This is a genomic window from Granulicella arctica, assembly GCF_025685605.1.
Lineage (GTDB): Bacteria > Acidobacteriota > Terriglobia > Terriglobales > Acidobacteriaceae > Edaphobacter > Edaphobacter arcticus.
On record NZ_JAGTUT010000001.1, the window covers coordinates 4270501 to 4285475 of the forward strand.

8 protein-coding genes are annotated in these 14975 nt (G+C 53.8%); 4 read left to right on the forward strand and 4 right to left on the reverse strand.

Annotated features, from left to right (window positions below; all coding sequences use genetic code 11):
- The first annotated feature begins 106 nt into the window (after window positions 1-106).
- Complete coding sequence (locus tag OHL20_RS18125; RefSeq protein ID WP_263384571.1) at window positions 107-733, forward strand: TetR/AcrR family transcriptional regulator; 627 nt, start codon at window positions 107-109, stop codon at window positions 731-733.
- A gap of 328 nt (window positions 734-1061) precedes the next feature.
- On the opposite strand, the gene OHL20_RS18130 is transcribed toward OHL20_RS18125, so the two are convergent.
- Window positions 1062-1457, reverse strand: a complete 396-nt coding sequence (locus OHL20_RS18130; RefSeq protein WP_263384572.1) for a nuclear transport factor 2 family protein — start codon at window positions 1455-1457, stop codon at window positions 1062-1064.
- A 110-nt stretch (window positions 1458-1567) separates the two neighbouring features.
- Here OHL20_RS18130 and OHL20_RS18135 point away from each other — a divergent pair, with 110 nt between their 5' ends.
- Entirely contained in the window at window positions 1568-2101 is a 534-nt protein-coding gene (locus OHL20_RS18135) for a MarR family winged helix-turn-helix transcriptional regulator (RefSeq protein ID WP_263384573.1), read from the forward strand.
- Between the two features lie 189 nt (window positions 2102-2290).
- On the opposite strand, the gene OHL20_RS18140 is transcribed toward OHL20_RS18135, so the two are convergent.
- Together OHL20_RS18140 and OHL20_RS18145 are read right to left on the reverse strand one after the other, a co-directional pair.
- The gene (locus tag OHL20_RS18140; RefSeq protein WP_263384574.1) at window positions 2291-2575 is read right to left on the reverse strand and encodes a transposase; all 285 of its coding nucleotides are present in this window, start codon (window positions 2573-2575) and stop codon (window positions 2291-2293) included.
- Between the two features lie 1183 nt (window positions 2576-3758).
- Complete coding sequence (locus tag OHL20_RS18145) at window positions 3759-7643, reverse strand: glycerophosphodiester phosphodiesterase family protein (protein WP_263384575.1); 3885 nt, start codon at window positions 7641-7643, stop codon at window positions 3759-3761.
- A gap of 445 nt (window positions 7644-8088) precedes the next feature.
- Here OHL20_RS18145 and OHL20_RS18150 point away from each other — a divergent pair, with 445 nt between their 5' ends.
- Complete coding sequence (locus OHL20_RS18150) at window positions 8089-9093, forward strand: PI-PLC domain-containing protein (protein WP_263384576.1); 1005 nt, start codon at window positions 8089-8091, stop codon at window positions 9091-9093.
- A gap of 49 nt (window positions 9094-9142) precedes the next feature.
- On the opposite strand, the gene OHL20_RS18155 is transcribed toward OHL20_RS18150, so the two are convergent.
- Window positions 9143-11221, reverse strand: a complete 2079-nt coding sequence (locus OHL20_RS18155) for a hypothetical protein (protein WP_263384577.1) — start codon at window positions 11219-11221, stop codon at window positions 9143-9145.
- 420 nt (window positions 11222-11641) lie between these two features.
- On the opposite strand from OHL20_RS18155, the gene OHL20_RS18160 reads away from it, so the two are divergent.
- A complete protein-coding gene (locus tag OHL20_RS18160) occupies window positions 11642-14923 on the forward strand; it encodes a TonB-dependent receptor (RefSeq protein ID WP_263384578.1) in 3282 nt (1093 codons plus the stop codon).
- The last annotated feature ends 52 nt before the right edge of the window (window positions 14924-14975 follow it).

Genomic DNA, 14975 nt, shown 5'->3' on the forward strand with positions numbered 1-14975 from the left:
CCCTTTTCACTGATCCACTGAAGCCCTTGGGCCTTCACGTTACTAGACGTAAAGGAAACCTATTCCGATGCATTTATTTTTACGTTCCGTTCAGGTAACGTTAGGTATGGCGAAGACGATTGCAAAACCGTTACAGATTGGGAGGCCGCGCAGTGAAGCAGCGGTTTCTCATGCCGCGATCATGGATGCCGTCTACGGATTGCTCAAAGAAAGACCCGCGCGTGACCTGACCATGGATGCCGTGGCAAAGCGAGCAGGTGTTGGGAAGCCAACACTCTACAAATGGTGGTCCTCTAAGCCTGCCCTTATTATGGCCATGTTCCATGAGCGATTCGGTTCTATCCTCGAAATCCCGGAAGCACGTACGGCGGAGGAGGCGCTGCGGACAAGAGTGAAATATCTGATTAAGCAGTCCAATGGTCTGTTCGGAAAGGTGATCGCCGACCTCATCGCGGAAGGTCAGGCAGATGAGTCGATTTTAAGCGAGCTGTACGAGAGCCACATTCGCCCGAGAAGGTTGTCCACGGGGACCGAAATCAGGCGTGGGATCAAGACGGGTGAGTTCGCCTCGAACACAGACCCAGAGCTGCTGATGGATGCGATCTTTTCGCCAATTTATCTTCGCCTCTTGCTCCGTCATCCCACATTGACAGAGGAGTATGGGATGCAGGTTATCGATCAAGCCCTCCTCGGTGTCCGAACACCCAAAGGGAACCTTTCGCGGCGGGAGTAAACAGGCTAGCTCAGCTTAGGATCAGTATGTCGGTCACGGTAACGCATGTGTGCAGGATATTTGCTTGCGTCTGCAAGAGGTTGAACTCGCCGGTCAATAGTAGCGAACCTGACAGCGCACGCACGACCTGCATAGAAATGGAAATGACAGAGAGGCGACCCGGATCGAGCGTAATCAGAAGACAGATGGCAGCCCGATGAGGAGGGAATCCACGCAAGTTGCCTCTGTAATCATGTGCGTTTTCACTAAACACTCGCGGAGAAAGGCGGGAGCGTCCGCTCGCACCGACGTTCCCGTCGAAACCAAAACAAGATATAGCGGGGCCCCTCTAGTGCTTGGCGAAAGCCGCAGACGGGGCTGCACCCGAGCCGGATTTCGCCTCCTTGAGTGTCATGCGTTCGATGAGACCCTTTTCGAACGTGTAGACATGCCATACTTCGCTATCTGAGAGAACCTCACCGCCGAGGCTTTTCACTAGCTGATGGACCCTCACGTCCGTCTTGCCATCTTCACGATCAATCACTTCCATCGGATCCACATGTGGATCGAATTCGGCCCATTGGCGCGTCCAGTAAGCCCGTATCTCTTCCTTCCCAATCACACTCCCACCCTCTGAAGCTTTGGGCCAACTGACCCCTTCACTCATGAGCGCCAGGGCTCCGTCGATATCGCGATTATTGAAGGCAGAATATGCCTGAGCAATCAGTGTTTGCGTGTTTGCCATGGTTCCTCCAAAGTGCATGCATGTATTATACACATATGCTGCCGAAAATGCATTGGTGCTCATGAGCGCTAAGCATGTGTATGATACACAGAGTGGTCGTGATGTGACACATGACAAAAGCAGGATCGAAATGGGCACTTATCCGGGCGTCGTTGCCACAGTTGCTCGGCTCGGTGCTCGACATAGTCGGCATCTTTAATAGCCCCGAGCGCGATGCGGCGATGCTCGAGAGCGCAGGCTTGAATCTCGAACGGGCGCTGTACCCGCTTCTTGTGCTTATTGGAAAATACGGCCCCATCGGCGTCGTCGATGTGGCAACCCGCGTCGGGCGGGACTACACTACCATAAGTCGGCAGGTTGCGCGACTCGAACAGCTTGGCTTAGTCACGCGCCGCAACAGTCCGGTGGATCGACGCACGCGAGAAGCGACTGTGACACCGCAGGGTAGGATCGCGACAAATGCCGTCGATGCTGCGCGCGAGCGGTTAGCTTTCCGTATGTTCCGTGATTGGTCTCGCTCCGACTACGAACAGCTTCTTCGGCTGACAAGAATGCTGGGGGATGGTCTAGACGAGACGCCAGCGCCAGGATCGAAACTGGCACAGACGATGGCGCGACGAAAAGCTTCACCTCCACGTACCTAGGGTGCTAGCTCTAGTCATAGGAAAAGCGTTGCTGCCGTGCGTTATAACAACATAGAATAATCCGGGCAGTACCGGCACTTCATGCGTACATCCGGCGTTCGTGACGGACGCGAACGTGCGTTGACGATCCTGGAGCATTGATGAACGTCGCTATGCACGGAAATGCCTAATGCGAGATATTTGCATCCGTCAAGTGGGCAGATGAAAGGGGCCCTTCAGCAGCGACCGAAGCATGACGGTGCATGGGTGTGCTCCGGCATCTTTGCTGTTCTGTGCCGACGGCCTAAGCAGCCCATCCTGCTGCAGGCGTCGCCACTGAAACACCTGGGTCACGTTACTCCCGTACTTGCGAACTACACGCGGAACCGACATCCCGTGCAAATACGCCTCTTCCACAATCCGCAGCCCTTCCTGAGCACTCCGACGGCGACGAGGACTAACCACCTCAACCGTATCTAACTTCACTTCAGACATACAACATCGTCATGCCTGATCAAACCCATGTACACACGGCCAATACAACACGCTTATTCCACAATCGTGCTCAGGTGCCCATCATCCACCAGGGCCAAGGCGCGCTCAGAGCATTCGACCTCGCAAGTGCCAAGCACTGCTCGAAGACTTCTACCCCGATCCACCAGCACCACTAGATGCGTCGCTATTCGGGCTTAGTTTAACCGTTAGAAGACCGGCCAGCAACTCGGAACAGGACTAAAAGTTTCCTTCACCCCGATAGATAAGGAAGAAAGTGAAGCTCAAAGCACTGGCCCTGGCATCTCTGACAACTCTCTATTCTGCAGTTCTTTCCGCTCAATCTCCACGCCCAAGCCCGGTAGCGACTGCTACCGAGCGGAAGTGGGTCTCGTTTTTTGGAGGCATCGCCTACGGGCGAACTGACCAAGCAGCCATCGTTGGCTGCATCTAGCTCGTGCTGGGTGTAGTCGGGCGTGAGATCCGACACATCTTCAAATGCTCTGCCTTCTCCATCCTCCATCTCTTACCCCAGCTGGAGACGGTCGGCTTCACCCAGGTCACATTGTTCAAGTGCCGCCTCTTCCTCTTCGAGGGAAGACAAGACTACGGCACCTCTCACCTCGCCGCAGCAGAATGGTTTCAGCACGTAAAAGCCCCGAAAAAAAAGCTCATCTGGTTTGACTACTCCGGTCACCTTGTAGCAGATGAGCAGCCCGGAAGATTCTTGGTTCATCTTATCACCGACGTTAGACCCATCGCATTAAGAGCAGGCAACGCAGCTCCCGAAGATGAAACACATAATTAGCGCATGCTAACTGGTTGGAGTGAACGCCTTGCTCTTCGGTCGAGCGACGAGGAACCCCCCAGCTTCCAGCTTCTTGCGGAATTAATCTTCAGTATCATGCATTGTACTCAGCAGGAACTGAGCTATGAAAAAGACGGCAAAGAGCTGCCTTGGAAAACGCCCACAAGCGTTGCTTTGGAAGTTCTTAGCTTCGAGAAGGTGATTAGCGCTTCGTAGAAGCGCCACGCGAAACTGTTTGAGCAGCTTGGATTTCTATGATGCTTGTGACGATCGCCAGGTATGATACGGACCGCTTAGGTGAAACGTCCTGAACTGGACAAGTGCGGCTGCAAGAACCCGTACTCTTGTTGGATGCGTGCAGCCGCGTAAATGAATTAGTTAGTGGGGTTGCGCTTCACAGACACCACTGCCGACATAGGAGGGCTTGGGAACAAGCACGGCAGCATTCGCACTACTTGCTGGCCCTCCTGTCCCATTGATGATATTGCTAATTTGCCCGCTACCATTGAGGAAAACAGTTCCAACGTCTGCTATTTGGATCCCCGCATAAGTCGGCACTATCATTGCGTTATCTTCTACGATTTTAACGCTCTGATTAAAGTAGGAGTAAATTCCGAGACCATACGCCTTGTGATTGCAGACGGACAGAGGAGATACCACGTATGACGGATAACCGTTCACCGAGCCATTGGCTGAGGGATAGGCTGACGAACTGCTGGACCATGCAGCTTGGTTCGGTGGATCATACGGCAGTTCGCTTTGGTAGAAGATCGTTTGTCCATTGTCTCCAAACCATAGGACCTGTTCTTGCTGGTAGTGCTCAACGGCAAGGCCCAATGCCGTTACGCCGTTTCCATTTACGACCACGCCGTGAGCTGCCGTGTTCACAGTCCAACCCACTGTTCCTGGATTTCCATGATCGGCGCGCCACGCCCAGATGTTATCGAGGATAACGCTTCCGCTATCAACCTGTAGACTCGTCGTTGCCGACCCTGCCGTAGAACCTCCGATGCGGAAGAACACGTCGTTGAGCGAAGTTGGATTGGCCGCGTGAGTGTTGTTTACTGAGCCTGCCACACCCACTTCCACCAATACGCTCGAATTCACCGGGCCTGCGTCAATCATCACTCCCGCCACTTGCACGCCATCAACGTCTGCCACAGTGATGGCGGGCGTTCCGGCTTGAGGAACAATGGTCGGGAAACCCATTCCGAGTACAACTGTATCTGCGTTTTCTACGCGAATCGAGTCTGTGTATTGGTAGATGCCCGGTGTGAGAATGAGATTTTGACCCGACGCCAGAGCACTGTTAATCTCATCGATCGTGCTTGAGGGCTGCGCGATATAGAAGCTGGTGATTGGCAGCGAGTGACCGGTGCCCAGAACGTCGCCAGCCCAACTCGTTCCAGTGGAATTCGTGCGGACTGTTGGTACAAACACGTTATACAGATTGTTGATGTCGAGATATAGGAACGGTTTCTCCCTGCTTACCGGCGTTGTCGCGACATTGGTGACATTAACCGCGCCAGCTGGTCCACCTGGATACGATTGAGCGGGCACGATTCCGGTATCACCCGAGAAGACAAAGTTCCACACGTAATTGTTGAAACCGCCTACGAGGTAAGTATTGCGCGTGTACCACTGCTGTTGAGAGCAGGCGTTTACACCGTTTCCACCGCTGCCTAATTGCGAGTCAGCAATAAAGCCTCCACTTGCTTCCTGACACGGATAAGCGGAACCGATCGTTCCAGAGTTCGCTAACCATAAGCCGCCAGAGACCAGCATTCGTCGAAGAGACGCACCCTGAGACACGCCCCAATCCAACACGTTTGCTGTCAACCCACCCGCGGGACTCACAGCCATGTTCTCTTGCGAGCGCCAGAAGTTCTGGGTCATATTGCCGGAAATCAGTTGATCCGCACCGAAACCGCCCGTCACGCTGACGTTAGTCGGCGACTGTCCTAGACCTGAGATTTGCTCGTAGAAGCCTAGTTGTGCGACCACCGGACTGGAAGCTGTTCCGTAGTTACCCGGCTTCAGTAGAACCGCATGACGATTCGTACTGAACTGTGTCTCCTGATTGAGCGAGTTCAACGTGGCGTTGATAGAAGCGGCTGACATCGTAGGGTCGAGCACAATCACATTTGGCCCGAAATCGGGAGCGCTGGAACTTCCTGTCGACCCCGAGCTTGCAGATTGTGGAATGGGGATGTCGAATTGATAATAGCAAGCCTTGACGACTCCCTGATTCGGATCACCGAACACAGAGGCACTGCATGGCGTGCCTCCGCTCAGCGTTTGATAATTGAAATGTCCATTTGCGCCGAAGGCTATTCTCCCCGGGCCTGCATAGCTGCATGTTTGATTTTCTTGTGCACACAAGACATATCCAGCGGGTCCCCCGTAAAGGTTTCCGGATGACAGTTGGTAGTAACAGGTTTTCGCGTGATTTGGAGCCGGGTCGGTGTAGAAGGTCGAGACGCTGCAGGCAAATGAGTTTTGGAAGCCGGCGATCGAGGCAAAACTTCCACTCAAGCCAAGGGCTCCGATCGCGACTCCGTTGAAGGTGCAAGTTCCGCCTTCGTCGGCGCAGTAGACGCCTGGTTGCGAATGGTTGCCCCGAAGACCGAGAGCGGGACTGTAGTAGCAAGCCTTGGTCAAGCCGGGAGTAGGATCCCCGAAAGCACTAACACTGCATGCGGTGGTGTTTGTCACCGTCAGGTAGTTATATTTACCATTCGCGCCGAAGGCGACTACCCGCGTGCCAGCGAAGTTGCACGTTTGATTTTCAGCAATGCAATGGGTATATAGGGTCGTACCGTCAGCATTGCAGCCAGGGTAAACTGCGCCATTGACACCACTACAGTTATTTCCATCAGAGTAGCCATTTTCTTGCATATAACTCAAGTTGCGAAGACCTAAACCTGCAAGCTGAGCGGCCCAACCCGCAGCAGAGTCAGCGGTGATAATGTTGAAGTTCTTACCGACCACGAAGTTCAAGTCGCTGCGAGTGTCAGCAGTGTCGGCAGGTGTGCCACCCGGGTAACTATAGTGAAACATGTTGAGAGTTTGGCAGGTTTGTTGAACGCCATCGTAAGTAATAAAGCAAGAACCATTTTGTGAACTGAAGAAACGCGCAGTATGCGTAGGATCATTCGGGTCGAAGTAGTCTCCGGTAGGACTAAATTCGGCAACAGATCTTCCCTGAGCGATATTCGTCGTCCTCATGGTATCGAGGATACCCCCAGATTGTTTCTGGGTAATTTCCGCCGAGATCGTGCTGAGTGTGGTGTCCTGATAGAAGCTGTTTAAAGAGTTGGTGATAGCTTGTTCACCGCCGCCGAACGGCGATGATGGATCGATGTCGCTTGTGTTATAGATCCACCACATGTTGAGGTATGGAGCATCCGCTCCGAAGTCGTTATGGAAGGCCTGGGGTGTCGGATAAAGATTTCCACTGATCTTGAATACAACATCCTGCCTAAAAGGACGGCCGAGAAAGTCCATCTGTTGTTGTTGGTTTGTTTTGCTGTTGCCATTTATCGCATTCCATACCAGATGGAATGTTGCCGCGTCTTTGATGTCAAATGCCAAGACAGTTTGGATTTGATTCGCGTTATAGAAATTGATGACATTTTGGAGCGTCGGCGGAGGCTCCGGATTGCTGGGATAGAGTAAAGAAACAGAATCGCGCAAGAGCAGATTTGCCTGAGTTTGCGCCATCGTCATACTCGTTATCAGGGGGTTGAAGGCGGTTTGCCCTGCCGGATCGGTGAAGGGATTGAATATCGAACCAGGACCCCCGCTTGTAAATACTGCTTGACGGCCCCAGGTCTTGTCGTGACTGAAGGTCAACTGGCCATCAGATGTCTGCTTAACATCAAGCTCAAGCACCTCGAGTCCGGCCCGTGCGGCAGCGGCAATAGATGCGAGCGAATTTTCGGGCACTCCTGGGACGTTTGGATTGTCTCCCGGGATTGCGTGAAGGCCGCGATGAGCGGACATGAGCGTTAGATCGGAGTGAGGTGTCTTCATCGCCTCGATGACTCTAATAGCATCCAAATGATTAGGGTTGTAGGAGTAGCTTCGCGTTTGTGCTTCGGACGAGCGGCAAAACAGCGCAACGCATAGCAGACCGACCGTCATACAGACGGGGTAGAAACCGGATAGTGACTTATTTGACCCTCGGACGCTTCGAATAATTGTGAGTCTCTTCGCGTCCTGAACGGTTCTTGACAGATGAAGGCAGCGATCTCGGAACATGCATTCTCCTTGGTTGGTTATGCTGCGGTTGGTGATAAGCGGAGGAGGTTACGCTGTGATCCTGCACCCCTTGTAGCCCTGAAACAAGTGAGGGACAGGTGAGATAAGGCCCGATGAAGAGTGAGTGATCCTCCTCTCTCTGCGCACGATGCAGTGCTTTCAAGAACTTGCAAGCGTGGACCGTTACTATCGCTAAGTGAAAATCTAATGAATGCGAAGTCCCTCAAAGAAAGCCTGTTCTAGGCGTCGCTCAGGGTGCAGTTCTGGCTTTGTTCCGAGAGGGTCTTGTTGGGCTTTCGAGCCGCGCCAGAATAAGCAGCGAGTTCTCTGCTGCTGGCAGTAACGTTCTTTACTTGCGGTCGCCGTTCGGCCACACTGCTAACTTTACAGAACGTAATGGGTCCACTCTGCAAGAACGTTGTAATCTGAGGACTCAGGAGAAGCGATGAGAGTAGGTTTCGCTCTAAAGTTTGGTGCCGCCCTTGTCACAGCAGCGTTATACTGGGGCGATGCGATCGCTCAATCGAGGCCTGGTGCGGTAGTCACGCCGGATGCGCACAACTGTTACCCATACGCAGGGCTGTGGAGTGACCGGATTGATCGGGCCTTGGCAGGAGGAACGCCAGTAGCGATCGAGCAAGATCTCTTCTGGTATCGTCCTGATCCGTCCCTACCGGGACGCTCGGTCGTTGCTCATGGAAAGCCAGTCAACGGCAGCGAACCAGGGATGGTGCAGTACTTCTTCGAGCGTGTGCGTCCGCTGGTAGAAACTGCGACGCGCAATCCGAACCACTCCCACTGGCCGATCATCACGCTCAATTTGGACATCAAGACGGAGGAGCCGGAGCACCTGAGAGCGATCCACGAGCTGCTCGTTAAGTATCAGGCGTGGCTGACAAGCGCGACGCGCACAAACGACGCTTCGCATGTTGAAGTTCTGACCGTCGGTCCGATTCTCGTGCTAAACGGCCCATCGGACGCGCAGCAGAAGGTCTTCTACGACGAAATCCCGGTAGGCGGCAAGCTGCTGACGTTCGGTGCCGTACACAGCGATGTGCATGACCTGGCAGCTCCAGCGAACAAAATCGAGACGGAGAACGCATCGAATTACCGTCGCTGGTGGAACAACTCTTGGATCGTGATCGAACCGGAAGGGCAGCCACACGCAACGGCATGGACCCCGGATAAGAATGCGCGACTAAGATCGTTTGTTGCTCAGGCTCATGCCCGAGGACTCTGGATTCGCTTCTACACCCTGGACGGTGCGAGCAAAACCGAACAGGATACGAATGGCTGGTTCGCCGGCTATAACTTCCCGAGCCTCGATGCCGCCGGTCTGCGCTGGATCGACTCCATTCGAGATGGCGTGGACTATCTAGCGAGCGATCAGTACGAGCTGGTCTCTGCTTTGGTGCGGAAGATGACCCCATCTAAATTGCCGATCCGATAGCGCCCCTCTGGAATTGCGACGTGGCGTTTTTAGAGGAACACCCGGCGTGTCAAGGGATTCGGATCTTGATGTCGCTGCGCATTTGATCCTGCTGAGCCACAAGCAACCACTTACCGTCCGGCGAAAGACTGACATCGGGATCATTGGTGACCAGTGGACCCGTAGGAGTTCCGAGAGCCGTTACATTGCCGTTCTCGAAGACACAGATTTTGAAGGTTCCGGCGCTTGCGCCCTCAGTCGAATAAACGAGTCCGTGCGTAGTCGGAGCCCAGCTTTTCACAGGGAATGCCGTTATGTTCAACGGGTGAGCACCGGTGCCGTCGGGGTTCGCTTCAAAGAGATGGCCGGAACGGTCGCTGTAGTACAACTCCTTTCCATCCGGCGACTGGGCGACCGTGTACATCTCGTGTTCACTCACCCGGACAGTCGTTCCTGCTACTAGGTCTTTCAGGTAGATGGCCACGGCACCGTCTTTGACAGAATTGAAGTAAACTGACTTTCCACTCGACGCCCAGCCAGGCATTCGTTGTTCAACGCCGGCATCATCAATCACTTCCATATCCCCTCCGTTGACCGGGATATCGTAGATTGCTGCGTGACCATGAGGCCGAGCGTCGAATGCGATTCTGCTCCCGTCTGGCGACCACGCAATCGAATTGACCCATGCCCCGTTTAAGTGGGTGAGTTGCTTCGCCGACGACCCATCCGCCAGAGCAGTCCAAATCTCCAATGTCCCGGAACGGTCTGAAATAAAGGCGATCCTTCTTCCATTGGGGGAAAAGCGAGCGTCATGGTTCCGGCCGGATGAAGAGATTAGTAGCGTGCCTGCCCCAAGAAATCTTTTTTGTACCGGATACCGCCACACATTCCAGTTTTCACTAGCATCGACAAATGCGAGTCGGTTCGATTGATGGAAAGCTACTGGACTTGTCGCGGATGTTGTATTGGTTGGCAAGAGGACTGGGGTTCCCCCCGCTGTCGGAATTGACCACAACTGGAAGAAGGATCGCCGGTTCGAGCAGAAGATAATCGATCTACCGTCTCGGCTCCAGCTAATTCCTTGGATGTCGCGAACATCGTTCGTCAGTTGAGTTGGAGTTCCTCCGGAGGCTGGGGCGATAAACAATTCGCCGTGACCGTGCGAGAAATATCTTACGAATGCCAACGTGTGACCATCATGAGACATCCGCGGAGCGAAGTCCCTCTGTTCGCCGGGCGCGGATGTAATTTGTTTTCGAGCGCCGGTCTCAATATCAATCTGATAGATTCCTCCGACGCCACCGTCGGAAAATTGCCGATCTGCTACGTAAACCGATTTGCCGTCCTTGCTCCATTCAGGACCAATGTTGCCTAGCAACGGTCCGCTATCCGACGACCATCTCCCCATCTCCCGGCGGATGCCAGCAACCAAGTGTCCCGATCCGCTCCGCAAATCTCGCACCATCAGATCGAGCTTTTCGTCTTTGAGCCTCAGGTAGCTGAGTTGCTTGCCGTCGGGTGACCATGCTGGCAGGTAATACTCCCCGTCATCACTCGTTAGCTTCCGACGCTGGGAGCCGTCAGCATTCTTCAGGTAGATGTTGGCTTTTCCAATGTTTCCGTCCCAGACATAGGCTATGACGTCATCGTTAGGCGATACCGCTGGGCTGTACTCTTCACCGATTTCATTGGCGAAAGGGACGATGCTGAACGCAGCGGCTCCAGCACTCGCCGGATGCCTGGACAGCTGGACACCTGTACCTATCGCAAGCATTAGTACGAAGAGTGCGATCAAACCGATAAAGAGCCACCGCTTGCGCAGGGAAGTCGGTGGCCGTGTCGTTAGAGGCTCCGGTTCAACGGCCCTTTGCAAAGGTTCCTCGCGTTGTGGCGTCGCAATCGAAGCGAACGTCGCCACATAGCTCCCAAGAGGAAGATCGATCAAGACGGTGGAGTCTGCCCCAGTTCCCGCATAGAACTCCCGAAGCTTTCGACGGAGACGGCGCGCTTCACTGCGAACAATCGTGTCGGCGCGAGGGTCCCATCCGTGCTCCTTCCCGAACACAGTCTCGCCGATACTTCGCTCTGTTAGCCTAGCCTTTTCGTGAGCGAGAGTCGCCTGGACGACCTCCGTCAGGAATGATGACATCCTCTCGGACCGAAAAAACTCCGGACTTGAAATGATCCGTTTGAGTTGCGAGGACACAAGTCCGCGGTCAACTGTCTGTGCGGTGGACACCGGCACTGGTCGCGCAGCCCCAACCGACTTTTCCGAGTGCTCCTCTGCGCTTATCATTCTCCACCCTCAAGGCACCACTGACGCACGAATTTGGTATCACTTAGACCCTACTACGCCGGTGTTTCGCAAATATTAACCGTATTGTCACCGAGTCGGGAAAGCGTCCATAATATTGATTATAAAGGACATAATACGGTGATCGCAACTGCTCACCTTTGTAAATCCCTCATTTTCCGGAGGGGCGCTCACCTCGCGCTGACTTCCTCACATGACGCGATATCCCGCACCCTCGAGCTACCGGAAATCTTTCGGAACCTTAGGAGATCAGTTATGCACGCAATTTTGTACTGCACGAAACGTACCCAGAGGCTAGAAGCCGTCCCGGGACGGATGACCTTCGGATTCCGATTAGAATCCGTCTTCTTTCTCCTTCTCTTCGTGTTTCTCATCTGCTCACAACTCAGCGCTCAAGTCGACTTGGGCCGCGTAGCCGGATCGATCACTGACCCCTCGGGAGCGGTTGTGCCGGGTGCCAAAGTCGTTGTAAAGAATGTCGACACCGGCGTCACACGTTCTACCGCGAGTGACACCGGCGGTCTCTATGTGATCCCATCCCTGCCTGCCGGTCACTATCAGGTCACGGTTGAAGTTACGGGTTTTCAGCCGACTTCCCAAACAGCCGATGTCACCGTGGGCGGCACAGTCGAACGGTCTTTCCATCTTTCCGTGGGCGGGACTAATCAACAAGTGGACGTCTCCGCTCAAGGGGGCCTGGATCTCCAGACCGAGAGCCATACGGTTGGCGGCATCCTCGGTACTGCCCAGCTCGAACAACTCCCCGTAAGCGGTCGCAATCCATTGGCCTTCGCAAGCGTGGAGCCCGGCGTCTCTCCCGGCAGCGACCCTTCTGTTAGCACTTCTTCTGCTCAGTTCTTCGGTAATACGAGCAACTCTATCGTATTAGGCGGTGCCCTAGACCAAGAGACCGGCTATCTGCAGGATGGCGTTGAGAATGTCACCCTGCTCACACAGACAGCGAACATCCTGCCCTCCGCCGAATCCATCAGCGAACTCAACGTCCAAACAAATGGGTCTGATGCCCGTTACCGTCAGCCAGGGATTATCAACATCACAACGAAGAGCGGGACGAACAAGTTCCACGGCACAGCATACGATTTTCTACAGAACGACGATTTGAATGCGAAGTCGTACAACTTGACGGCATCAGCACAGACAAAGACCCCATTGCGCTATAACCTCTTCGGAGCCAACCTCGGAGGTCCAATCTGGAAGAATCGTGCGTTCTTCTTTTTCGATTACTCCGGACTGCGCGATCAGAACACAACACAAACGCTTTACCGTGTGCCGACTGCGGCCGAGCTTCAGGGCGACTTTACTGGAGAGCAAACCCTATACGATCCGACAAGCTACAGCGCGACTACGGGAAGCAATCTCTCGTATCTTACGGAAACCGGCAAGAATGCGATCCCTGGAGGACCATCTGCGTTCAATGCCTTTGCCGTTCAGTATCTCAAGTACCTTCCAGCGGCAAACATCCCGCTGAATACCGCGCTTAATGTCAACTACCAAATCCCATTGAAACAAACGATTACGAACAACGAATATTTGGGTCGAGTAGACGTGGCACTCTCACAGAAAGACCAGGTCTACGGAGCGTTCGGCTACGCAGACATGCCCACCACCAACCCCACGCTCGTTCCGAACCTCTTCGGACGAATCTATGAAGGAAAATCGGTCAACGCACTTGGAGAAGAAACACATACCTTTTCATCAAGACTCGTCAACTCCGCACGTTTTGGATACAACCGCTCAAACTACTTCGAAACCATTCAGGGAGCGGGCGCAGAGAATTACGATCAGGCATTCGGTCTGAAGAACCTGGCACCTCTTCCGCAGCAATGGGCTCCGCCGTATATCAATCTCACCTCAGTCATCAGCCCCGGTTATCCTTACGCTCCTCAGGGTGCCATCCAGAACCGTTTCCAGGGAGTCGATCAGCTCAATTACATTATCGGCAAACACTCGCTATTCTTCGGCGGAGAATTGATCGTCACACGCTTCGACGGAAACTGGGTCATCGCGAACAACGGTAGCTATACCTTCAATGGACTGTTTACCTCGCAGTTTACCGGTGGCACACAGAGCAAGACCAACACCGGAAACTCACTCGCCGATTTTCTCCTGGGCTTTCCCTCCGGCGCCACTGGCGCGACCGGAACGACAGCCGGAAAGTTTCACGAGACCGAAGCCGCTGGATTCTTTCAAGACGACTGGAAAGTCCTTCCCAGCCTGACCCTGAACCTTGGTCTGCGCTACCAGTTTGACAATCCTCCCAATGACGCCTCCGGACACTCCAGCATCTACGACCTTCCCACCAATCAAAACATCCCGGGTACATGGCAGACCAACTATAACGATTGGGCTCCTCGAGTTGGTTTTGCATGGGCAGCCACTCCCTCGACTGTTGTTCGCGGAGGCGCAGGAATCTACTTCTCGCAGCCGCCCTACAACTTCCTTCAGTTCCTCCTCGCCCATGCACCAAACTTTATCCCTCAAGCTCCAACCTTCCAGATCACCAATCCAACACCAATTCAAAACGTCTTTGTCGCGAATCCATCGGCTGCCGGCCAGGTTCCTCAAACCCTGGCCTTGCACATGCCCGACACGAACGTGCAGGAGTTCAACCTATTCATCGATCAGAAATTTGCTAAAACGTTCTTGGCCACCGTCGGATACGCCGGCGAGATTGGTCGGCACGAGTCAATTCGCCTCAATGCAAATCAACCAAACGCCATTGCGCCGGGAACAACCACAACAAAATTCAACCTTCGGCCTTACACATACATCGGCGACGTTTTCGGTCAATACAACAAAGGAAGTTCCAACAGCAACGCGTTGCAAGCGAAGATTGATGGGCGTTTTGAAGGTGGTTCGCGGCTTCTTGCAAGTTATACCTGGGCCAGGTCAATGGATCTCGCCGACGGGGACCGCAACCCGATAACGGATTACTACAATCCGCAACTGAATTACGCGCCCGCAGCATGGGATCGCACCAACTCCTTTGTTCTGAGTGGCATTTACAAGCTTCCGTTCGGACCGGGACAGCGATTCCTGCAGTCGAATCAGCCCTTGTCAAGGTTGGCTATCGAGGGCTGGGAATTTACGGGAATCTATCATCTCGCGTCAGGCCTGCCAGTGAGTATCACTGAAAGCAACAGTGCTGACACGGGCACTGACGAAACCCTCTTTGCGCAGAAAGTTTGCGATCCTACGACAGACTTTACGAAGAGCCATACGGCATACTTCAACAAAGCATGCTTCGCTCAAACTGGACCGTTCACCTACGGTTTGGGAGGACGCGCCGGTGTTCGTCAACCAGGTATCGATAATCTCGATGTCGGATTCGACAAGAGCTTCCTCCTTACCGAAACTCAACAATTGCAGTTCCGAGCGGAGGCATTCAATGCTCTGAACCACGCTCAATTTAGCTTACCTGGCTCGATTGCAGTTTCAAGCACGTCACTCGGAGCTGTGACCGGCACATCACGCCCTATGAGAACCATGCAGCTAGCATTGCGCTATTCGTTCTAAACCTTCCAGCTGATAGGCGACCGCCGTTTCTCGGCAGTCGCCGAGTCTTTTT